Genomic DNA, 20,696 nt, shown 5'->3' with positions numbered 1-20,696 from the left:
TTGGCGCACACTTCGATCATTGGATGGCAACGCGACGCGCCCGAAGGTGGCAGCGGCCCGGCGCCACACCTCCCAACCGGAAGTTAGCCGGTTTCGGGATGTGGCACGCCCCCTGCAGGTTGTCCCCTGGCACTGAGCTGCCCGCCTCTCAACAGCGTCGTATTCGAAGGAGGCCCCGATCGATGCTCCGCATTCTATTCGCTACGCTCTCCCTAATTGCTGCCGCTACGACCTCCGCGCGTGCCGTGGAAATCGCCCCCGTGGTCGATGTCGAGCTGATTCTCGCCGTCGACGTGTCCTGGTCCATGGACCTCGACGAACAACGCCTGCAACGCCAGGGCTACGTGGACGCGATCCGAGATCCGCTCGTCCTTGGCGCCATTCAGAAAGGGGATTGGGGCCGAATCGCCCTGACCTATGTCGAATGGGCCGGCGTCGGTCTCGAACGCACCCTCGTCCCCTGGACCATCATCGATGGTCCGCAAGCCGCCGAAGCCTTCGCCACCGCCCTGGAAAGCGCGCCGATCGGCCGGATGCGCCGCACCTCCATCAGCTCCATCCTGACCCACGCCGCGACCCTGTTCGACAACAACATCGACGGGATGCGCCGCGTGATCGACGTGTCGGGGGACGGGCCCAACAACATGGGCATCCTCGTCACCGCCGCCCGCGATCAGGTCCTCTCCCAGGGGATCACGATCAACGGGCTGCCCATCATGATCAAGCAGAACGCCTCGGGCGGCTACTTCCAACTTGACCAGCTCGACCTCTATTATGAGGACTGCGTGATCGGCGGCTTCAACGCCTTCATGATCACGGTGAACGACAAGACCCGTCTGCAGGAGGCGATCCGTCGCAAGATCGTTCTGGAGATCGCGAACGCCCAACCGCGCGTGATGCGCGCCCAATATCGCGCGCCGGGAAGCCCGCCGCGTGTGGACTGTGCTGTGGGAGAGAAACAATGGCGCCGGTGGCGCCGGATCGATCAGTGGTAATCGGCAGGCTGCAAACGCGCCACCGTCGCCCGCAACACGCTGTCCGCGCCCGATGAGCTTCCTCATCGCGGCGCCCGCGTCGGGCTCCGGCAAGACCGTCACCACCACCGGCCTCGTCGCGGCACTGCGCCAACGAGGCCGTCCGGTCACCCCCGCCAAGGTCGGCCCGGACTATATAGATCCGGGCTTCCTCACCGCCGCCGCCGGCATCCCCGCCATCAATCTCGACCTCTGGGCGATGCGGCCGGCCCTCATCGATCATCTCGCGCGCCACGACAACCTCGTCGTGGAAGGCGTCATGGGCCTCTTCGACGGCCCGGCCAGCGGGATCGGCTCCTCCGCCGACGTCGCGCGCCGCCTCAGCCTTCCCGTCGTCCTCGTCGTCAACGCCGAGAGGCAGAGCCACTCGGTCGCCGCCCTCGTCCACGGATTCGCGACGTTCGATCCCTCGATCACCCTCGCCGGCATCATCCTCACCCGCGTCGCGAGCCCGCGCCACGAGGCGATGCTCGCCGAGGCCATCGCCCGCACCCCCGTCCCCCTCCTCGGGGCGATCCCGCGCAGCGACGCCCTTTCCCTGCCGTCGCGCCATCTCGGCCTCGAACAGGCGGGCGAGCGCGCCGACCTTTCGGCCGCGATCGAGGCCATCGCCGCGACCGTCGCCGCCCACACCGACCTCGCCGCGCTGGAGGCGCTCCGCCCCGCCGCGCCCTCACCGGCGTCCGCGTCCGCCCCGCCCCCGCTCGCCCCGCTCGGCAACCGCATCGCGATCGCGGCGGACGCGGCCTTCTCCTTCACCTACGCCCACATCCTCGACGGCTGGCATCGCGCCGGGGCGACGCTCCACCCCTTCTCCCCCCTCGCGGGCGAAGCGCCGGACCAGACGGCCGACGCCATCATCCTCCCCGGCGGTTATCCGGAGCTCCACGCCCCCCGCCTCGCCGCAACCCGCGCCTGGATCGACGGCCTCCACGCCGCCGCACGGCGCGGCGCCACGATCTACGGCGAATGCGGGGGCTACATGGCGCTCGGCGAGACCCTCGTCGACGCGGAAGGGACGGCCCACCCGATGGCCGCGCTCCTCCCCATCTCGACGAGCTTCGCCGTGCGCCGCCGCACGCTCGGCTACCGCACGCTCCGCCACGAGGGGGGCCTCTTCCCCGCCACCCTGCGCGGCCACGAGTTCCACTACGCCACCATCGAGCGGGAGGGCGTCCCCCTCTTCGAGGCCGCCGACAGCACCGGCGCCGCGCTCGGGCCCATCGGCTCGCGCGTCGGCCGCGTCGCCGGCTCCTTCGCCCACATCATAGATTTCGCGGATTGAGGCGACGGCGGGAACCGTCATCAAGCTTTCGCGTTCCTGGTCCAGAATCACTTTTTCTGGAGTTAACCTATGTCTATGAAGTCGCTCGACGACCTCTTCATGCATTTCCTTCGCGACATACTGTACGCCGAGAAGCAGGCGCTGAAGGCGATGAAAGGGATGCAGCGCAAGGCCAGCTCCGACGAGCTGAAGTCGCTCATCGAGGCGCACCGCCAGGAGACCGAGGGTCAGATCGACACGCTCGAGAAGGTCTTCGAGATGTTCGACAAGGCCGCCCGCGGCGTCCGCTGCGAAGCCATCGACGGCATCATCGAGGAAGCCAAGGAGCTGATGGAGGAGGCCGAGGACGACGCGACGCGCGACGCCGCGATCATCGCCGCCGCCCAGGCCGTCGAACACTACGAGATCACCCGCTACGGCACGCTCGTGACGTGGGCGAAGTCGCTCGGCCACACCGACGCGGCCGCCCTCCTGTCTCAGACGCTGGAGCAGGAGATGTCGGCCGACCAGAAGCTCTCCACGCTCGCCACCAGCGGTGTGAACGAAAAGGCGATGGCGGCCTAATTCGCTCCATCCGCCGCAGAAGACTTGACGAGCTGGCCCCCGCGGGTCAGCTCGTCTGCGTTTGAATCGAGAAAGGACCGTCGATGGCCACCCTCGCCCTGATCGGCGCCGCGACCCAGTCGGGCACCTACCGCCGCGGCTGCCTCATGGGGCCGGCCGCGCTGCGGACGGCGGGCATCGTCGAAACCCTCACCGAGCTCGGCCACACCATCGCCGAAGACTTCGACATCGTCCCCGACGCCGTGGCGATCGACGACGCGCCCTACGCGCCCGCCCACCATATCGGCGAGATGGCGGGCTGGACCCGCGCGATCCGCCGGGCGATCGGCATCGCGGTCCGCGCCGGGCACATCCCGATCCTCATGGGCGGCGACCATTCCATCGCCGCGGGCTCCCTCGCCGGTGTTGCCGACACCGACCCGAAGGCCCACGTCCTCTGGCTCGACGCCCACCCCGACTTCAACACCATCCGCACCACCACCACCGGCAACCTCCACGGCATCCCCGTCGCGATCGCCGCCGGCCTCGACGGTGCGGACCTCATCTATGGCGGCCCGATCACCCCGATCGACCCGACCCGCATCACCATGATCGGCATCCGCTCGGTCGACCGTGACGAGCGCGCCCTCCTCAAGGCGCACGGCGTCGTCGTCCACGACATGCGCGTCGTCGACGAGTTCGGCGTCGGCCATCTCATCCGCGACACGATCCGCCGCGTCTCCGAGGCGGGCGGCCACCTCCATGTCAGCCTCGATGTCGACTTCCTCGACCCCGACATCGCGCCGGCCGTCGGCACCACCGTTCCCGGCGGGGCGACCGTGCGCGAGGCTCACCTCGCGATGGAGCTCCTGCACGAGAGCGGCCTCGTGCGCTCGCTCGACCTCGTGGAGCTGAACCCCTTCCTCGACGAGCGCGGCCGCACCGCATCGCTGATGGTCGACCTCGCCGCGAGCCTTTTCGGACGCACCATCATGGACAGGCCGACCCAGGCTTGGTAGCTCCCGCCGAGCCCGCGACACCAGGAGACGGGCCGCCTGGCGCAACCTGCGCCTCCTATCGATGCTTGAGCTTGGTGCCCGCCGCGTCCTGAACGGGGCGGGAGATGAATTCCGACTGCGCTGACCCCTTCCCCGCCCGGCCATCACCGGCGGTGCGAATGTCGACGCACAAAGAAGGCGAGACGGCCGGATGTCTGAGCGCAAGGGCGCGCCATCGGCGAGGATCATGAACAACCCCTTCGCGCTCGCGCTGATCAGCGTGGGCGTGGGGCTCCTCGTGTTCGGCCTCAAGCTTCTCGCCGCGGAGATCACAGGCAGCGTCGCGCTCTTCTCGGACGCGATGGAGAGCATCGTGAACATCATGACGGCGGGCGCGGCCGCGCTCGCGCTGCGCATCAGCGCCGCCCCGCCCGACGACAACCATCCCTACGGCCACTCGAAGGTCGAATATTTCTCCGCCGTCCTCGAAGGCGTCCTCATCGCGGTCGCCGCGCTCGCGATCCTCAGCGCCGCCTATGACGGCTTCCTCGACCCGCAGCCCCTCAACGCGCCGATCGCGGGCCTGTCCATCAACGCGCTCGCCTCCGTCATCAACGGCGTGTGGGCGACCATCCTCGTGCGCCGCGGCCGGGCGCTGCGCTCCCCCGCCCTCGTCGCGGACGGCAAGCACATCCTCACCGACGTGTTCACCTCAGGCGGCGTCATCGTCGCGGTGATCCTCGTCCAGCTCACCGGCTGGCTGGTGCTCGACCCGCTGATCGCCGCGCTCGTCGCGCTCAACATCCTGTGGGCCGGCTGGGGCGTGATGCGCGAGGCGGTCGGCGGCCTCATGGACGAGGCGTCGCCCGACGACATCGCCAAGGTCGGCACCATCATCGGTGAGCACGCGGACGGCGCCCTCGAGGCGCACGACATCCGCATCCGCCACGCCGGCCGGCGCACCTTCATCGAGTTCCACCTCATCGTGCCGGGCGCGATGAGCGTCGCCGCCGCCCATGCGATCTGCGACAAGATCGAGGCGGCGCTGCGCCGCGAGATCGAGGACAGCACGATCACCATCCACGTCGAGCCGGAGCACAAGGCGAAGAATGTGGGGGTCGTCCTGGAATAGGTCCGCGCCCGCGCGACCCGGATCGGCCCGTCCGGCGGCCAGGACCGCCACCGTCGGAGCGCCGCCCCGCCGGACGGAGCATCCCGCAGGCGGCGAAGCGGACATCTTGCGTCAGACACCGGCGTACCCAGCGGGCCGCCGGCGCACGATCACAATGTGATGATCACATGGCCTTCAGCTGTTCGGCCGACGTGCGGCCCCGCTTCGGATCCTTGAAGAGCTCGTACGAGACGCGCTGCCCCTCGGTCAGAGAATTCATGCCTGCCCGCTCCACCGCCGAAATGTGCACGAACACGTCCGCACCACCTTCGTCGGGCTGAATGAACCCGTATCCCTTGGTTCCGTTGAACCACTTCACTGTACCTGTCGCCATCACGGCCTCCTGTCTCCCGGTACCTTTCGCGCCCGGCCCCGCACCCGGCGTCGAAATCCTTCTCCGGCCTTCGCTCCATCACGCAGATACATTGCGGCTGTCGGGCTGCACCGGCCGCACACTGGAACTGCAAATTGTGAGCTAAGGTCGGAACATGTCATCGCGTTGCCGCAGCCTCGGCAGCCGGCGGGCGAGCATTCCAACGACATCTTCGAGAGGATGGCCGTTCTGCTGTATCAAACCCGGGTTCTCGGTGTCCCGGCGGCATCTCATCATTCTTTCGGTCGTCCGTCCTGGAATCCGCGTTCGGTCGCCAGTGGAAATACGCAGCCAACAATTCCAACGAATGCATATCACAAACAGGTTGCCAAGCGAATTCCATGCGCCGCTCAAATAAGAGGCGACCCTGCCAAGTTTCTGGCGTTTTCATTCTCAAACCTGATCAAAGTACAGAATATTCCCGCGTTCAATCATGCGTTTGCATTCGCATTCAGCAGTGACATCGCGCAAACGCGAGACAGCGCCGCTTGCGACCGGCCGCCCCGCGTGCGATCGGACATCCAAAACATAAGGACACCTCATATGGATCTTGGTATCAAGGGTCGTCGCGCGATCGTCTGCGCATCGTCTCGGGGTCTCGGGCGGGGAACGGCCGAAGCGCTCGCCGAAGCCGGCGTCGCCCTCACGCTGAACGGCCGCACCGCCGACACGCTGGAAGAAACCGCCGAAAACATCCGCTCCCGCTACGGCGTCGAGGTGAAGACGGTCGTGTGCGACGTCACCACCGATGAAGGCCGCGCCGCGCTCCTGCGCGCCGAGCCCAATCCCGACATCCTCATCAACAATGCCGGCGGCCCGCCCCCCGGCGTGTGGTCCGACTGGGGCCGCGAGGAGTGGGAGAAGGCGATCAACTCCAACATGCTGACGCCGATCCTCCTCGCCACCGCCGTCCTGCCCGGCATGATCCAGCGCGAATGGGGCCGCGTCGTCTCCATCACGTCCGGCTCGGTGAAGGCGCCGATCCCGCAGCTTGGCCTCTCGAACTCCTCGCGCGCCGGCCTCACCGGCTTCGTCGCCGGCACCGCGCGCCAGGTCGCCAAGCACGGCGTCATCATGAACAACATCCTGCCCGGCCAGCACGACACGGACCGGGTGAAGTCGCTGATGGATTCCATCTCCAAGCGCGAGAATATCAGCGTCGAGGACGCGCGCGCCCGCGCCCAGGCCGCAAACCCGCGCGGCCGCTTCGGCACCGCCGAGGAGTTCGGCAAGATCGCCGCCTTCCTCTGCTCGGAGCATGTCGGCTTCATGATCGGCCAGAACGTCCTCGTGGACGGCGGCGCCTTCAACTCGACGATGGGCTGACGCGATGGACGAGCGCGGCCACTGGCCCGCCCAGCCCACGCTCGTCACCCAGCGCCTCGTGCTCCGGCCGCGCACCTCGGCCGATCACGAGGCGTCCTTCGCCATGGACCGCGAGCCGGGCACGCTGGAATTCGTCGACGGCCCCTGGCACGACGAGGCCGCCCACCGCGCCTTCATCGCGGCGCGCACGCGCGGCCCCTATCCCTGCGGGCTCGGCTACTGGGTCATCACCCCGCGCGAGGCGCCGACCACCTTCCTCGGCTGGGTCCTCCTCATCCCGCAGAACGCGGCGGGCCCGGAAATCGAGATCGGCTGGCGCCTCACCGGCGCGGCGCGCGGCCACGGCTTCGCGCGCGAGGCCGCCCTCAACCTCACGGCCTACGGGGCGGATGACCTGGGCCTCCCCTCCATCGTCGCAGAGATCCACCGCGACAACGCGCGCTCGCGCCGCATCGCCGAGCGCATCGGCATGGCCGCCACCGACACCGGCGACGCCCACGTCCGCTATCGCTGGGGCCTCTCCCCGGCCGAGCGACAGGCCCTCAAGGCCGCCGCCCGCGCCGCGAGGGGCCCCGCGCGCTGGAACCACCCGGCCTCGCTCAACTGAGGCCGGGCGCGGCCCCCCGCGCCAAGGCGCGTCAGGCCGCGAGGCTCGGCCGCTCCGCCGCCTCCATCGCGCGGCGATAGGCGACGGCCTCGTCGTCCGCCGCGAGCGTCACGTCGGACCAGCGCACCATGTCGCCCGCCTTCACCGCCTTCGTCAGGACGACGTCCTGCGCGAGGCCGATCGGCAGCGCCCCCTCGCCGAGCGAGCGCGCCGCCGGCACGAGCTTGCCCCACACGCAATAGCCGCCCTCCCCGTCGAGCGTCTCGCCCGCCGCAAGGTCGCGCTTGGCCGTCGCCACCGCATCGCCGACGAAGGCGCGCGAGGAGCCCGTCGCCTTCCCCTCCAGCGCCGCGGCGAGGATCGACATGTTGAGCTCCAGCCCGATCAGGTGGAACGGCCGGTACATCGCCCCGTAGCGGCCGGTGGAATCGGTCTTCATCCCGTAGAGCTTGAAGCAGCCCGCCGCGTAGTCGTTCGGCGCCTCCACCACCACGTAGACGCCCCAGCGCAGATTGTCCGCCGTCTCTCGCCCGTCGACCTCCATCGAGCTCACCACCTCGGTGATCCCGGCCCTCTCCAAGACGCCGCCGAGCGAGCGCGGCCGCAGGATGTGGGCAAGGTCGTGGACGCCGGCCGGCGGAAAGAGCAGCCCGTCGGACGGCACCGCGAGATCGCAGGCATTGGCGATCGCCGCCATCTCGATGCCCGACTTCGTGCCGTCGACGAAGGAGTTGAACATCTTCGGGTTCATGCCGCCCGCGCGCGCATATTCGGCCGTCACCCCGAAATGGCCCCACACCGTGTCCGGGGTCGACTGGTGGTAGTGCGGCAGGTGCTTGGTCCCCTTACCCGCCGCCGTCACGGTGAAGCCGCAGCAGCGCGCCCACTCCACCATCTCGGCGACGAGGGCCGGCTGGTCGCCATAGGCCATCGAGTAGACGACGCCCGCCGAGGCCGCCTCGCGCGCGAGCGCGGGGCCCGCGAGCACGTCCGCCTCCACGTTCACCATGATGATGTGCTTGCCCGCCGCGATCGCCGCGCGCGCGTGCGCGAGCCCGACCCGCGGATGGCCCGTCGCCTCCACCACGACATCGACATCGTCGCGCATGATCGCGGCCATCGTGTCGTCCGTGAAGTCGGTCCGCTCGACGAGCTCGGCCGGCCAGCCGACGGTCCGGCACGCCGCCCGCGCGGCGTCGACCCTCAGATCCGCGACGACCCGCACGGTGAGCCCCGGCGTCGTCGGGATCTGGCTGAGGATCATCGAGCCGAACTTGCCGGCGCCGATCAGGCACACGCCGACCGGGCGTTCGGACGCGCGCGCCATCAGCTTGTCGTACAGAAACATGTAGTCCCTCCCACAATCTTTTATTGCAGGGACCCTATCATGCCTCCGCGGCAAGAAAACGGCCGGGACGGGCCGCTCACCCCGCCTTGATCGAGGCGCGCACGAGGCGGTCGAGCGCCTGCAGGAATTGCGAGCGGTCGCGCTGTGAGAAGGGCCGCCCGCCGCCCGCAACGCCGAGCGGGTTGGCGGCGCGGATGTCGGCCATCAGGTCCCGCATCGCGAGCTGGTTGCCGATATTGGCGGCCGTGAACACGTCGCCATTGTGGCGCACGGCCTGCCCGCCCTTCTCGATGCAGCGCGCCGCGAGCGGGATGTCGCCCGTCACGCAGATGTCGCCCGGCCCGATCCGCTCCGCGATCCACATGTCCGCCGCGTCCGGCCCATCCGGCACGATCACGGTGCTCACCAGCGGGTCGCGGCTCGGGCGGATGCCGCCATTCGAGACGATCACGACCGGCACGCGATGCCGCTCGGCGACCTTCGCGACCTCGCTCTTCACCGGACATGCGTCGGCGTCGACATAGATGGTGGCCACGGGCGGCCGCCTCCTTCTCGTTTCAGGACGGCCGGACGCTGCCCCAAGGGGCCCCGGCGCGCAAGCAAGAGGCGTCCCCGCGGCCCGCGCGCACGCCCCGCGTGCACGAAAAGTCGGCCGACAGTGCAGTGACGCGTTGGCGTCGCCCCTCAAGCGCTGTAGAGAGGCGCCATGAGCCTTGCAACCGCCCCCACCGACGCGTCGTCCGACGAGACATTCGTCGACGGTTGCGTTCGCGCCGCCGAAGCGCTGCGCACGCTGCTGGAGCCGACCCCGCTCCAGCGCAACGCCTTCCTGTCCGAACGCTACAACGCCGAGATTTACCTCAAGCGGGAAGATCTCACCCCGGTGCGCTCGTACAAGCTGCGCGGGGCGGCGAACTATTTCCGCAAGGCCCTCGCCACCGGCGGGAAGGACCGCACCTTCGTCTGCGCCTCCGCCGGCAACCACGCCCAGGGCTTCGCGTTCGTCGCGTCCCATCACGGCGTCACGGGCACCGTCTTCATGCCGGTGACGACGCCGAAGCAGAAGATCGAGAAGACGCGCACCTTCGGCGGCCCGTCCATCTCCATCCGCCTCGTCGGCGACACGTTCGACCAGTCGAACCGCGCCGCGATCGCGTTCGCCCAGGAATCCGGCGCCGTCTTCGTCCCGCCCTTCGACCATCTCGACATCATCGAGGGTCAGGCGAGCGTCGGCCTCGAGATCCTCGAGCAGCTCGACACCCCGCCCGACATGATCCTCCTGCCGGTCGGCGGCGGCGGCCTCGCCGCGGGCGTCGTGAAGGTGTGCGAGGCGCTCGCGCCGAAGACGGAGATCGTCTTCGTTGAGCCCGCCGGCGCGCCCTCGCTCCAGCAGAGCCTGATGGCCGGCCGCCGTGTCCAGGTCGAGAACATCAACACCTTCGTCGACGGCGCGGCGGTCGCCCTCATCGGCGAGAACAATTTCAACATCCTGAAGGACCGGCACCCGGCGCAGGTCCAGCTCGTGCCGGAAGACCGGCTGTGCGAGTCGATCCTCGAGATGCTGAACATCGAGGGCATCGTCCTGGAGCCCGCCGGCGCGATGCAGATCGACGTTCTGCGCTCCCTCCCGCCCGAGCGGCTCGCCGGGCGGCGGATCGTCTGCGTCACCTCCGGCGGCAATTTCGACTTCGAGCGCCTGCCCGAGGTGAAGGAGCGCGCGCTGCGCGCCGCCGGTCTGAAGAAATATTTCATCCTGCGCCTGCCGCAGCGCCCCGGCGCGCTGCGCGAATTTCTCGACATGCTGGGGCCGGACGACGACGTCGCCCGCTTCGAGTATCTCAAGAAGTCGGCGCGCAATTTCGGCTCGATCCTCCTCGGCATCGAGACGACCTCGCGGGACAATTTCGATACGCTGAAGACCCGTCTCGACGAGGCCGGCTTCGTCTATCGCGACATCACCGACGACGACGTGGTCGCCGGCATCCTCATCTGACGCGGCGACGATGCGCTCGCTCCGCGCACCCCTCGCGCTCACCATGGGTGAGCCGGCCGGCATCGGCGGCGAAATCACCCTCGCCGCCTGGCACGAGCTCAACGTCGCCGGCCCGGCCTTCTTCGTGCTCGACGATCCGGCCCGCCTCGCCGCCCTCGCCGAGGCGATCGGCCGCCCGACCCCGATCGCGGTGATCGACCACCCGGCCGCCGCCTTCGCCGTCTTCGGCGAGGCGCTGCCGGTCCTGCCGCTGTCCGCGAGCGTCCCCCTCGCGCTCGGCACGCTCCGCGCCGCGACGGCGCCGGCGGTCCTTGAAAGCATCGAGACCGCGACGCGGCTCGCCGCCGCCGGCGAGGCGGGCGCCGTCGTCACCAACCCGATCCACAAGGCCATCCTCCAGGAGGCGGGCTTCCCCCACCCCGGCCACACCGAATTCCTCGCCGCGCTCGCCGGTGTCGAGCGCACGGTCATGATGCTCGCCTCGGACGAGTTGCGCGTCGTGCCGGTGACGATCCACATCGCGCTGGAACGGGTCCCGGCCGCGCTCACCGCCGCCGCCATCGAGGAGACGGCGCGGATCACCCACGCCGCGCTCGTGCGCGATTTCGGCATCGCGCTGCCCCGGATCGCCGTCGCCGGCCTCAACCCGCACGCCGGGGAGGACGGCCGCATGGGGCGCCAGGAGATCGACCTCATCGCCCCCGCCCTCGACCGCCTGCGCGCCGAGGGGCTGAACCTCATCGGCCCGCTCTCGGCCGACACGATGTTCCACGCACGCGCCCGCCGGACCTACGACGCGGCGCTGTGCATGTACCACGACCAGGCGCTCATCCCGATCAAGACGCTCGCCTTCGACGAGGGCGTCAACGTCACGCTGGGCCTGCCCTTCGTGCGCACCTCGCCCGACCACGGCACGGCGCTCGACATCGCCGGGCGCGGCATCGCCCGCGCCGCCAGCCTCATCTCCGCCTGCAACCTCGCCGCCGACCTCGCCGCGCGGCGCCAAGAAAGGTCCCGATCGTGAACGGCCCCCTTCGCCTCGGTGTCAACGTCGATCACATCGCCACCCTGCGCAACGCCCGCGGCGGCGTGCACCCCGACCCGGTGCGCGGCGCGCTGATCGCGGCCGAGGCCGGGGCCGACGGCATCACCGCGCACCTGCGCGAGGATCGCCGCCACATCCGCGACGCCGACATCCGCCGCCTCAAGGACGAGGTGCCGCTGCCGCTCAATTTCGAGATGGCCGTGACCGACGAAATGGTCCGCATCGCGCTGGAGACTGCCCCGCACGCCGCCTGCCTCGTCCCCGAGAAGCGCACCGAGGTCACGACCGAGGGCGGGCTCGACGTGATGGGCGTCGCCGGCCTTCCCGACGCCGTCGCCCGCCTCACGGACGCCGGGATCCGCGTCTCCCTCTTCATCGACCCGGAGCCCTCCCAGGTCGAGGCGGCGCACAAGGTCGGCGCGCCCGTCGTGGAGATCCACACCGGCTCCTATTGCGACGCGGCCCCGGCGGCGCGCGCGCACGAGTTCGCCCGCATCGCCGCCGCGGCGAAGACCGCCGCCGCGCTCGGCATCGAGTGCCACGCCGGCCACGGCCTCACCTTCGACACGGTGACGCCCGTCGCCGCGATCCCGACGATCATGGAGCTGAATATCGGCCACTTCCTCGTCGGCGAATCCATCGCGCTCGGCTTCGCCGGCGCCATCCGCGAGATGAAGCGCCTGATGGTGGCCGCCCGCGCCTGACGGCCGGCCCGCTGCCAGTCAGGCGGCGTCGTGGAAGATCAGGCCCAGCGTCATCCGTGAGCCGGCGCGCAGCCGGCTCACCCCGTGCCGCATCCGGACGCGATAGTCCCCCTTGGTCCCCCGCTTCGGCCGCTCGGCGGTCGCGAAGAGCGCCCCCTCGCCCTGGCGCAGGGTGACCACCTCGGCGCGCGACTGCATCCGCGGCCGCTGCTCGGTGAGGACGAGCTCGCCCCCCTCGAAGCCCGCCGGGTCGCTCAGCAGCACGACGAGCTGGAGCGGAAAGGCGACCGCGCCATAAAGGTCCTGGTGGAGGCAATTATAGTCGCCCGCCCCGTAGCGCAGGAGGAGCGGCGTCGGCTTCGTCTGCCCGGCCGCGTGGCAGCGCGCGAGCATCGCCTCCAGCGTCTCCGGATAAGCCTCCGCCCCGAGCCGCGCGGCCCAATCGTTCGCCGTCCGCGCCGCGTGCGGATAGACCGCCGTCCGCAGCGCCGCCACGGGATCGGGCACGGGCGCGGCGAAATATTTGTACTCCCCCGACCCGAACCCGTGCCGCGCCATCACGATGCGGCTGCGGAACGCCTCGCTCTCGTAGAGCGCGGCGACCGCATCGCACTCCTCGGCCGTGAGGATCGGCCCCGTGCGCGCCACGCCCTGCTCGTCGAGCTCGGCATCGATCCGCGCCCAGTCGAGCGCCGCGACCCGCTCACGCATCGGCCGCTTCCTCGAAGAGCGGCCGCGCCTCCTTCGCGAGAAGGGCCCGCTTGCGCGACAGCCCCCAGCGATAGCCCGCGAGGGTCCCGTCCGAGCGGATGACCCGGTGGCACGGGATCAGCACCGCGATCTTGTTCGCCCCGCACGCCCGCGCCACCGCCCGGTGCGCCGTCGGCTGGCCGAGCGCCGCCGCGATCTCGCCATAGGTCGTGGTCGTGCCGATCGGGATCGCCCGCAGCGCGCCCCAAACCCGCTCCTCGAACGCGGTGCCGCGAATGTCGAGCGGTAGCTCGGCCGCCTGGCGCGGCTCTTCCACCGCCGCGATCACCTCCGCGAGCATCCCGTCGAAGTCCGCCCCGCCATCGACGAGGAGGGCATGCCGGTAGAGCGCCGCGAGCACCTCGCGCCCCTCCTCCGCGGTGTCGGTCAGCTTCACCGCGCACACCCCGCGCCGCGTGAAGCCCACGCTCACGCTCCCGAGCGCGGACGGGCCCTGCGCGACGACGATCACCTCGCCCTCGCCGCCCGCCCGCATCCGGGCCGGCGCCATCCCGAACCGCTCCGCCGCCGCGTCGTAGAAGCGCGACAGGCTCCCGAAGCCGCTCCCGAACGCGCTCTCGGCGACATTGTCGCCCGCGCCGAGCGCGTCGCTCGCCCGCCGCATCCGCGCCGCGTCCCCATAGGCCTTCGGCGTCAGCCCGGTGTGGGCCTTGAAGAGGCGGTGGAAGTGGAAGGCGCTCATCCCCGCCTCCGCGGCCAGCGCGTCGAGCGTCGGCGGTCGGTCCGCCGCCTCGATCGCCCGGCACGCCGCCTCGACCGCGAGCACCGCCTTCTGGTGGCTCGACATCTCGGTCGGCCGGCAGCGCTTGCACGGGCGGAACCCGTCCGCCTCCGCCTCGCGGCCGAGCGCGTAGAAGCGCACATTCTTGCGCAGCGGCCGGCGCGCCGCGCAGCTCGGCCGGCAATAGACCCCCGTCGTCACCACCGCGAACACGAACGTCCCATCCGCCTCCGCATCGCGCGCGACAAGCGCGGCCCAGCGCGCCTCGTCCTCGTCCCTCACGGCCTCAGCCTTCACTGCTGCACTCATGGCTAATCTCCCTGGTCGAGCCGGAAGATGGCGTCTTCCCGGATTTGCCGCGATCCGGTCCTTGCGGTCAAACACCGCGACACCCTCCGCGCCTCCCCCGCCGCGTCCAGGCCCGGAGCCCTCGCGCGCGTTCGAGCGCGGCATGCGCGCTAGCCCGTTGATGTCGAGCGGCTTTTTCTCGCGCTCTTGATTCCAAAAGAGCGAGAGCCGCTCTAGGATCCGGGCAACCGGCCCACCGGCCGCAGAAGAAATGGGAGGACACCATGCCCGAGAGCCAGCGTCTCGCCGGAAAGACGGCCGTCGTCACAGGCGCCGCGTCCGGATTCGGCCGCGGCATCGCCGAACGCTACGCCGAAGAGGGCGCCCGCGTCGCCGTGATGGACATCAACGCGGACGGCGCGGCCGAGGTCGCGCGCGCCATCGGCAACGCCGCCACCGCCATCACCGTCGACGTCACGGACGGCCCCTCGGTCGAGGCCGCCATGCGCTCGGCCATCGAGGCCTTCGGCGAGATCGACATCCTCGTGAACAATGCCGGCTGGTCCCACCCGAACCGGCCCATCATGGAGATCGACGAAGCCGCCTTCGACAAGGTCTTCGCCATCAACGTGAAGTCCATCTTCCACTTCACCCACGCGATCGTCCCGCACTGGCGCTCGATCGGGCGCGGCGTGATGATCAATATCGGCTCCACCGCCGGCATCCGCCCCCGCCCCGGCCTCTCCTGGTATAACGGCACCAAGGGCGCGGTGAACACGCTGACGAAGTCGCTGGCGGTCGAGCTCGCGCCGGACCGGATCCGCGTGTGCGGCATCGCCCCGGTGATGGGCGAGACGGCGCTCCTCGAAACCTTCATGGGCGTGCCCGACACGCCAGAGAACCGCGCCCGCTTCGTCGCGACGATCCCGCTCGGGCGCATGTCGAAGCCGTCCGACATCGCCAACGCCGCGCTCTATCTCGCCTCCGATGAGGCGAGCCTCGTGACCGGCGTCAACCTGGAAGTGGATGGAGGTCGCTGCGTCTGATCGCGGGCTCCGGCAGCGGGGCGGCCTCCGCCGCAACGCGCGCCGGGCCGACCGGAAAGGCGAGGCGGAGGCCGAATCCCGGCGCCCCCGTCTCGAACGCGAGCGTCGCGCCGATCTGCTCGGCCGACGCCTCGATGATCGCAAGCCCGAGCCCCGCGACCTCGGGCAGCGCTTCCAGCCCCACCCCGTCATCGCGCATCGCGATCCGCACCACCCCGTCCTCGACCGTGCCGCGGATCGAGACCGTGCCGCCATTCTCGCCGAAGGCGTGCTTGAAGGCGTTCGTCACGAACTCGTTCACGATCGCCGCGAGGCCGGTCGCCTGCGCTGAATTCACCAGCACCGGGTCGAACGCCACCTCCACGACGACGCCGCTCGGCGCCGCCGCGCCGAAGAGGCTCGCGAGCTTGGCCATATAGCTTTCGAGCGCGATCCGGTCGCCGACCGAGGCCGAGTAGATCTCCTGGTGCAGGAGCGCCACCGCCGAGATGCGCCGCCCGACGCTCGACAGCGTCTGCCGCGTCTCCTCCTCCCGCGCCCGCGCCCCTTCGAGGCGCACGAACGAGGCGACGGACTGGAGCGAGTTCTTCACCCGGTGGTCCATCTCGCGCTGGAGGACGGACTGGCGCTCCAGCGCGCTGCGCAGCTCCAGCTCCTTCATCACCTGCCGCGCGAGCAGCTCCAGCGCCTGGCGCTGCACGGCGTTCAGCGTGCGCGGCTTGGTGTCGAGCACGCACAGCGTCCCCACCGGGACGCCCGCCTCGGTCTTGAGAACCGCGCCCGCATAGAAGCGCAGGTTCGGCGCGTCGTAGCAGAGTGGATTGTGCAGCGAGCGCGGGTCGGCGAGCGTGTCGCGGATCTCCACGACCCCGTCTTCCAGGATGGCATATTGGCAGATCGACTGCTCGAGCGGCGTCTCGCTGCGCCCGACCCCGATCTCGGCCTTGAACCACTGGCGGTCGGAATCGACGAAGCTGACGAGCGCCACCGGCACCTCGCAGATCGCCGCGATCAGCTCCACGATGGAGTCGAAGGCGGCCTCGCGCGCGGTGTCGAGAACTTTGAGCTCGTCCAAGGCCCGGAGGCGGCTTGTGTTTCGCGCTTCAGCCATTCCGTGAGCGCTCTCCCAATCTCGCGGAAAGGCCCGCGATACGGAAAATACTCTTAAAGGAATGAACTGACCTGCGTCAAACGATAGCTGAATTCACAATGTGTTTTGGCTGACGATCCTCAGCGTGGCGGCGAGAACAACCGACATCCTGTCGCACGCACACAAAAGAAAACATCCTTTCCCATCACCGACGCCGGGGCGAATACTGAGGAACATTAACCTATATGAACAACCCGCGTGAATGACCCAAGTTCTTTAACGCGTTGAACGCCCCGGCTCTTTCCGAATGGGACCCGGCGCGGGCCTGCGCGCGGCCGGCCTTCAACCAAGCCCCTAGGACGCCGCCGCCCCCGCTTCGAGCGGCGCCGCCGCCGGCGCCTTGCGCTTCACCGCCCAGATCGCGACGTCGATCGTCGCCTTGCGCCCGCGGATCGGCACGTTGATCACCGAGTCGGGCCAGGGGTCGGCCGGCCCCGTCAGCCGCTCCATCACGTGGGACGAGGCGGCGATGTTCGCGCCCGCCCCCTTCGCGACCTCCATCAGCCGCGCGGCGAGGTTCACCCCGTCCCCCGTCACGGTGAGCTGCTGGTGCTCAGCATGGCCGAGGCGCGACAGGACCACCGGGTCGAGATGCACGCCGACGCGCGCGTCGAGCGGCGGGGCACCCGGCGCGGGCGAGGGCAGCGCCCGCGTCGCCGCCACCAGCGCATGCGCCGCCTTCAGCGCATTGTCGGCGTCGTGCATCCCAGGATCGGGCATCCCGAACGCCGCGAGCGCCCCGTCGCCGAGATAATTGAGCGTCACCCCGCCGTGCGCGCTGACGACATCGGCGACCGCCGAATGGAAGCCCTTCAGCATCCGCTGCGTCGCTTCCAGCCCGATGCTCTCCGAGAGCGTCGTGAAGGATGCGAGGTCCACGAACAGGATCGCGAGCGTCTCCGTCTTCGGCACGTCGAGATAGGCCGGATCCTCCGACAGGCGCTTCGCGAGCGCCGGCGAATGGAAGCGGCTCAGCGCAACGACGCTCGACTGCGCCCGCCGCGAGACCCGCCGCTCATGGAGATAACGCGCTCCGCCGACCACCAGGAATAGCGGCACGCACACCACCAGGGGGATCGCAAGGTTCAGCCACACCCCCTCCCCGAACAGGAAGACGATCACCGCCGCCCATACGAGCAGCACCCCCGCCGCGAGCGTCAGCCCGACGCCGAGCGGCAGGAGCGCGATCGCCACGGCGCCGCCGAGCGCCAGCGCCGCCGCCATCGCCGCATCTGTGCGGCGCAGGAAGTCGGTGCGCGACAGGCCCGGCCCGCCGACGAGTTGCAGCATTCCGCCCGCGAGGATCTCCACCCCCGGCGTCACCGGGTCGTAGGGTGTCGAGAAGGTGTCGCCGACGGCCGAGGCGGTGAAACCGATCACCGCGAGCTTGCCCGCGAGGCGATCGCCCGCGGCGCCCGTCAGCACGTCGCGGGCCGAAACGGTCGGCAGCGTCGCCGTCGGCCCGTGAACGCGCAATGGCATATAGTAGCCGGCATCGAGCGGCACGCTCAGCACCCCGAGCCGCACCGCCCCCAGCCCCATCTCCGGCTCGACGCCGAGATAGGCCGCCGCCGCGCGCAGCGCGAGGTGCGCCTGTGGCCCGCGGTCCGTCAGCACCAGCATCGGCAGGTGGCGCGGCGTCCCGGTCGCCGCCGTCGCGACGTTCACGACCCCCGTCCGCGCCGCCTCGGCGAAGGCGGGCGCCGGCCACAAGGTCGTCGTCGCGCGCGGCACCGCGCCGGCCGCCCCGTCGAACCGCGCCGCCGCCGCGATCACCGTCGGCACCCGGCCGAGCGCGGCCGCGAGCGCCTTGTCCCCCGCCGTCTCGCCGCCATCGAGGAGGAGCACGTCGAGCGCGATGGCCTTCGCCCCCGCCGCGCCGACCTGCTCGACGAGCTCGCCGAGCCGCCCTCGCGGCAGCGGATAGCCCGCCCCCTCCATCGCGAGCGTCTCGTCGTCGACGCCGACGACGACCACGTCCCCCGCCGCCCCCTGAGGGCCGGAAAGGCGCAGGCGCAGGTCGACGAGCGTCGCCTCGAGCCCGTCCGCAAATCCCCGCCGCGCCTCCATGTGAGGCAGCGCGACGGCCGCCGCCCAGGCGAGCGCCGCGAGCGCTCCGCCTGCCGCGATCCAGAACGGCGCCCGCAGCCTCACCGGCCGAATCGCGCCATCAGAGCGGTGACGCGCGCCGCTCCCCATTCCCGCACCGTGAGCGGCGCGCCCGGCGTCACGTCGACCCCGTCGCCCGGATTGAGCGTCACGGCCGGCCCGCCGCCGATCTCCGTCACCTCGACGACGCCCTCCTCCACGAACACCGAGGTCCGCTCCGCCGTCACGTCGACGACATAGGTCGTGCCGCGCACGGACGCGATCGCGTGGGGGGTGCGAATCTGGAATCCGCCTTCCGTGGGCGCCACTTCCACCAGCACCGCGCCGGCGGAGACCTCCACAGCGCCACCTGATGTCGCAGTCAGGAAGCCCATCTGCGCGGCAGCCTCGCGCTCGAGGAGCAGGCCGCCGCCACAATCATACATAACCCTCGGCGGGTCGGTGAGGCTGCGCTCCGTGCAAGTCGGGGCCTGCGCATTTGCAACACCGGCAGGAATGCAGGCCAGCAAAGCCGCGCCTATCAACGCGGAACCGACGTGCTTGGCAAGAATGTCGACACCGATCATGCGGCTCTCCCTCGTATAGATCCAATCCTACATCGCGGATGGTGCCTGATCTGCACTTCACCACGATGTCAATCAACCGTTTTACGGCGCTTCTGTGATCACAATCACTGTATGCGATCGTTTTCCGAGCACTGCACATTCATTTGGCACGCATACAACCAGGCCTTGCTAGGCCCACCATCTTCTGCATTGATCCACCTCCAGCGATCGAAGAATCGCGCCGGAGGAAACAATATGACGCAAACCACCCGTCGACGCTTCCTGCAGTCGGGCGCGGCCACGATGGCCGGCGCCTCCGCCCTCGCCGCGCCGAGCATCGTCCGCGCGCAGGACGCGACCGTACTCAAAGTCCAAAGCGCCTGGACCGCCTCGAACATCTTCCAGGAGATGGCCCAGCAATACGCAGAACGCGTGGAGGCCATGTCGGGTGGCCGCCTGCGGATCGACCTTCTGCCCGCTGGCGCCGTCGTTCAAGCCTTCCAGCTCCAGGATGCCGTCGCCGACGGCGTGCTCGATGGCGGGCACCACGTGACGGCCTACTGGTACGGCAAGAACAAGGCCGCCTCCCTCTTCGGCACCGGCCCGGTCTTCGGCACGGACGCCGCGCAGATGCTGGCCTGGATTCACTTCGGCGGCGGCAAGGAGCTCTATCGCGAGCTGATCGAGGACATTCTCGGCCTCGACCTCGTCGGCTTCTTCGCGATGCCGATGCCGACCCAGCCGCTCGGCTGGTTCAAGAAGCAGATCACCTCGCTTGAGGACATGCAGGGCCTCAAATACCGCACGGTGGGTCTCGCGACCGACATCATGAACGGTATCGGCATGTCCGTGACCCAGCTCCCCGGCGGCGAAATCGTCCCGGCGCTCGAGCGCGGCGTCATCGAGGCGTTCGAGTTCAACAACCCCACCGCCGACAAGCAGTTCGGCGCGCAGGACGTCTCGAAATATTACATGCTCGCCTCCTACCACCAGGCGGCCGAGTTCTTCGAGATCATCTTCAACAAGAGCCTGTTCGACAGCCTCTCGGGCGAACAGCAGGCGATCCTGGAATACGCGGCCGAGGCGGCCTCCACCGCCAATTACGGCCTCGCCATGGACCGCTACTCCGCCGACCTCGCCTCGCTGCGTGACGAATCGGGCGTGAACATCTACCGCACCCCGAATTCGATCATGGATGCCCAGCTCGATTCCTGGGACACCGTGCTCGAGGACCTCACGAAGGACGAGTATTTCAACCGCGTGGTGGAGTCTCAGAAGGCGTGGTCCGACCGGGTCGGCTACTACATCCTTCAGAACCAGGCCGACTATAAGATGGCCTATGACCACTACTTCCCGAACAAGCTGACCTTCTAACGCCAGCATCGGGCCCCCGGCCGCCGAGCGGCCGGGGCCATTTTCAAACACCGATACGACACAGCCGACGGTTCTGGCCGCGATAAACCTTCGCGTCGCCAGCATCCAGATCGTCGGATCAAGTATCCGCGCGCAAACCCCAAAGTATTAGTAACATTTATTATGCGGTTTTTACTTGATCTTCCTTAGAATTTCGTCTTCTATGATACAAACGACTTGGTCGCCTCGTGCGGCAGCGTCTTCGCGGCGATAGGCTGCGCGGGCA

20 protein-coding genes are annotated in these 20,696 nt (G+C 69.5%); 12 read left to right on the top strand and 8 right to left on the bottom strand.

Annotation, left to right across the window (positions count from 1 at the left end):
- The first annotated feature begins 182 nt into the window (after window positions 1-182).
- From DBV35_RS21075 to DBV35_RS21055, 5 genes are all read left to right on the top strand, one after another.
- Window positions 183-995, top strand: a complete 813-nt coding sequence (locus tag DBV35_RS21075; RefSeq protein WP_108662348.1) for a DUF1194 domain-containing protein — start codon at window positions 183-185, stop codon at window positions 993-995.
- A gap of 52 nt (window positions 996-1,047) precedes the next feature.
- Window positions 1,048-2,319 carry a cobyrinic acid a,c-diamide synthase CobB gene (locus DBV35_RS21070; RefSeq protein WP_108662347.1) on the top strand — a complete coding sequence of 424 codons (1,272 nt, stop codon included), beginning with the start codon at window positions 1,048-1,050 and terminating at the stop codon, window positions 2,317-2,319.
- A 75-nt stretch (window positions 2,320-2,394) separates the two neighbouring features.
- Window positions 2,395-2,883 (top strand): YciE/YciF ferroxidase family protein, encoded by a 489-nt coding sequence (locus DBV35_RS21065; RefSeq protein WP_108662346.1) that lies wholly within the window; start codon window positions 2,395-2,397, stop codon window positions 2,881-2,883.
- An 83-nt stretch (window positions 2,884-2,966) separates the two neighbouring features.
- Complete coding sequence (gene rocF, locus DBV35_RS21060; RefSeq protein ID WP_108662345.1) at window positions 2,967-3,881, top strand: arginase; 915 nt, start codon at window positions 2,967-2,969, stop codon at window positions 3,879-3,881.
- Window positions 3,882-4,107: 226 nt separating this feature from the next.
- Window positions 4,108-4,992, top strand: coding sequence for a cation diffusion facilitator family transporter (locus tag DBV35_RS21055; RefSeq protein WP_108662344.1), 885 nt, complete (start codon window positions 4,108-4,110; stop codon window positions 4,990-4,992).
- A gap of 163 nt (window positions 4,993-5,155) precedes the next feature.
- Here DBV35_RS21055 and DBV35_RS21050 read toward each other — a convergent pair whose 3' ends face one another.
- Window positions 5,156-5,365, bottom strand: a complete 210-nt coding sequence (locus DBV35_RS21050) for a cold-shock protein (protein WP_108662343.1) — start codon at window positions 5,363-5,365, stop codon at window positions 5,156-5,158.
- 582 nt (window positions 5,366-5,947) lie between these two features.
- Here DBV35_RS21050 and DBV35_RS21045 point away from each other — a divergent pair.
- A complete protein-coding gene (locus DBV35_RS21045; RefSeq protein WP_108662342.1) occupies window positions 5,948-6,730 on the top strand; it encodes an SDR family oxidoreductase in 783 nt (260 codons plus the stop codon).
- Window positions 6,731-6,734: 4 nt separating this feature from the next.
- Entirely contained in the window at window positions 6,735-7,337 is a 603-nt protein-coding gene (locus DBV35_RS21040; protein WP_108662341.1) for a GNAT family N-acetyltransferase, read from the top strand.
- A 31-nt stretch (window positions 7,338-7,368) separates the two neighbouring features.
- Here DBV35_RS21040 and DBV35_RS21035 read toward each other — a convergent pair whose 3' ends face one another.
- Together DBV35_RS21035 and DBV35_RS21030 are read right to left on the bottom strand one after the other, a co-directional pair.
- Window positions 7,369-8,685, bottom strand: coding sequence for an NAD(P)H-dependent oxidoreductase (locus DBV35_RS21035; RefSeq protein ID WP_108662340.1), 1,317 nt, complete (start codon window positions 8,683-8,685; stop codon window positions 7,369-7,371).
- 76 nt (window positions 8,686-8,761) lie between these two features.
- Window positions 8,762-9,220: a YaiI/YqxD family protein gene (locus DBV35_RS21030; RefSeq protein ID WP_108662339.1), complete on the bottom strand. Its 459-nt coding sequence runs from the start codon at window positions 9,218-9,220 to the stop codon at window positions 8,762-8,764.
- A gap of 171 nt (window positions 9,221-9,391) precedes the next feature.
- On the opposite strand from DBV35_RS21030, the gene ilvA reads away from it, so the two are divergent.
- The 3 genes from ilvA to DBV35_RS21015 are packed head-to-tail and all read left to right on the top strand — an operon-like array spanning window position 9,392 to window position 12,427.
- Complete coding sequence (gene ilvA / locus DBV35_RS21025) at window positions 9,392-10,678, top strand: threonine ammonia-lyase IlvA (RefSeq protein ID WP_108662338.1); 1,287 nt, start codon at window positions 9,392-9,394, stop codon at window positions 10,676-10,678.
- Between the two features lie 10 nt (window positions 10,679-10,688).
- On the top strand, window positions 10,689-11,702 hold the full coding sequence (gene pdxA / locus DBV35_RS21020; protein ID WP_108662337.1) for a 4-hydroxythreonine-4-phosphate dehydrogenase PdxA: 1,014 nt from the start codon (window positions 10,689-10,691) through the stop codon (window positions 11,700-11,702).
- Window positions 11,696-12,427, top strand: a complete 732-nt coding sequence (locus tag DBV35_RS21015; RefSeq protein WP_211100033.1) for a pyridoxine 5'-phosphate synthase — start codon at window positions 11,696-11,698, stop codon at window positions 12,425-12,427. Before pdxA ends, DBV35_RS21015 begins: the two co-directional genes overlap by 7 nt.
- An 18-nt stretch (window positions 12,428-12,445) precedes the next feature.
- Here DBV35_RS21015 and DBV35_RS21010 read toward each other — a convergent pair whose 3' ends face one another.
- Both DBV35_RS21010 and ada read right to left on the bottom strand, forming a co-directional pair.
- Window positions 12,446-13,138, bottom strand: a complete 693-nt coding sequence (locus tag DBV35_RS21010; protein ID WP_108662335.1) for a 2OG-Fe(II) oxygenase — start codon at window positions 13,136-13,138, stop codon at window positions 12,446-12,448.
- Window positions 13,131-14,228, bottom strand: a complete 1,098-nt coding sequence (ada, locus tag DBV35_RS21005; protein WP_108662334.1) for a bifunctional DNA-binding transcriptional regulator/O6-methylguanine-DNA methyltransferase Ada — start codon at window positions 14,226-14,228, stop codon at window positions 13,131-13,133. Before ada ends, DBV35_RS21010 begins: the two co-directional genes overlap by 8 nt.
- A gap of 263 nt (window positions 14,229-14,491) precedes the next feature.
- On the opposite strand from ada, the gene DBV35_RS21000 reads away from it, so the two are divergent.
- Entirely contained in the window at window positions 14,492-15,253 is a 762-nt protein-coding gene (locus tag DBV35_RS21000; RefSeq protein ID WP_108662333.1) for an SDR family oxidoreductase, read from the top strand.
- Here DBV35_RS21000 and DBV35_RS20995 read toward each other — a convergent pair.
- The 3 genes from DBV35_RS20995 to DBV35_RS20985 all read right to left on the bottom strand — a co-directional run bounded on the left by DBV35_RS20995 (window position 15,219) and on the right by DBV35_RS20985 (window position 19,078).
- A complete protein-coding gene (locus DBV35_RS20995; protein WP_170135006.1) occupies window positions 15,219-16,328 on the bottom strand; it encodes a histidine kinase dimerization/phosphoacceptor domain -containing protein in 1,110 nt (369 codons plus the stop codon). The two genes, DBV35_RS21000 and DBV35_RS20995, sit on opposite strands and share 35 nt — an antisense overlap.
- 369 nt (window positions 16,329-16,697) lie before the next feature.
- Window positions 16,698-18,557 carry a CHASE2 domain-containing protein gene (locus DBV35_RS20990; RefSeq protein WP_170135005.1) on the bottom strand — a complete coding sequence of 620 codons (1,860 nt, stop codon included), beginning with the start codon at window positions 18,555-18,557 and terminating at the stop codon, window positions 16,698-16,700.
- Window positions 18,554-19,078 carry a FecR domain-containing protein gene (locus DBV35_RS20985; RefSeq protein ID WP_117434491.1) on the bottom strand — a complete coding sequence of 175 codons (525 nt, stop codon included), beginning with the start codon at window positions 19,076-19,078 and terminating at the stop codon, window positions 18,554-18,556. The genes DBV35_RS20990 and DBV35_RS20985 overlap by 4 nt, the downstream gene beginning before the upstream one ends.
- Window positions 19,079-19,312: 234 nt before the next feature.
- Between DBV35_RS20985 and DBV35_RS20980 the strand changes: the two genes are divergently transcribed.
- Window positions 19,313-20,431: a TRAP transporter substrate-binding protein gene (locus DBV35_RS20980; RefSeq protein ID WP_108662329.1), complete on the top strand. Its 1,119-nt coding sequence runs from the start codon at window positions 19,313-19,315 to the stop codon at window positions 20,429-20,431.
- Window positions 20,432-20,696 lie beyond the last annotated feature (265 nt).

This window comes from Acuticoccus kandeliae (assembly GCF_003073115.1).
Note: the sequence above shows the minus strand (reverse complement) of the source record. Positions and strands in the feature narration are given on the sequence as shown.

What these genes read in the sequence shown, in the direction of transcription:
- DBV35_RS21010 (WP_108662335.1), bottom strand. Translation starts at nt 13,138, where the DNA reads ATGCGTGAGCGGGTCGCGGCGCTCGACTGGGCGCGGATCGATGCCGAG.
- DBV35_RS21075 (WP_108662348.1), top strand. Translation starts at nt 183, where the DNA reads ATGCTCCGCATTCTATTCGCTACGCTCTCCCTAATTGCTGCCGCTACG.
- DBV35_RS21070 (WP_108662347.1), top strand. Translation starts at nt 1,048, where the DNA reads ATGAGCTTCCTCATCGCGGCGCCCGCGTCGGGCTCCGGCAAGACCGTC.
- DBV35_RS20980 (WP_108662329.1), top strand. Translation starts at nt 19,313, where the DNA reads ATGACGCAAACCACCCGTCGACGCTTCCTGCAGTCGGGCGCGGCCACG.
- DBV35_RS21000 (WP_108662333.1), top strand. Translation starts at nt 14,492, where the DNA reads ATGCCCGAGAGCCAGCGTCTCGCCGGAAAGACGGCCGTCGTCACAGGC.
- DBV35_RS21040 (WP_108662341.1), top strand. Translation starts at nt 6,735, where the DNA reads ATGGACGAGCGCGGCCACTGGCCCGCCCAGCCCACGCTCGTCACCCAG.
- DBV35_RS21065 (WP_108662346.1), top strand. Translation starts at nt 2,395, where the DNA reads ATGAAGTCGCTCGACGACCTCTTCATGCATTTCCTTCGCGACATACTG.
- DBV35_RS21055 (WP_108662344.1), top strand. Translation starts at nt 4,108, where the DNA reads ATGAACAACCCCTTCGCGCTCGCGCTGATCAGCGTGGGCGTGGGGCTC.
- pdxA (WP_108662337.1), top strand. Translation starts at nt 10,689, where the DNA reads ATGCGCTCGCTCCGCGCACCCCTCGCGCTCACCATGGGTGAGCCGGCC.
- DBV35_RS21050 (WP_108662343.1), bottom strand. Translation starts at nt 5,365, where the DNA reads ATGGCGACAGGTACAGTGAAGTGGTTCAACGGAACCAAGGGATACGGG.
- rocF (WP_108662345.1), top strand. Translation starts at nt 2,967, where the DNA reads ATGGCCACCCTCGCCCTGATCGGCGCCGCGACCCAGTCGGGCACCTAC.
- ilvA (WP_108662338.1), top strand. Translation starts at nt 9,392, where the DNA reads ATGAGCCTTGCAACCGCCCCCACCGACGCGTCGTCCGACGAGACATTC.
- ada (WP_108662334.1), bottom strand. Translation starts at nt 14,228, where the DNA reads ATGAGTGCAGCAGTGAAGGCTGAGGCCGTGAGGGACGAGGACGAGGCG.
- DBV35_RS21035 (WP_108662340.1), bottom strand. Translation starts at nt 8,685, where the DNA reads ATGTTTCTGTACGACAAGCTGATGGCGCGCGCGTCCGAACGCCCGGTC.
- DBV35_RS21045 (WP_108662342.1), top strand. Translation starts at nt 5,948, where the DNA reads ATGGATCTTGGTATCAAGGGTCGTCGCGCGATCGTCTGCGCATCGTCT.
- DBV35_RS20985 (WP_117434491.1), bottom strand. Translation starts at nt 19,078, where the DNA reads ATGATCGGTGTCGACATTCTTGCCAAGCACGTCGGTTCCGCGTTGATA.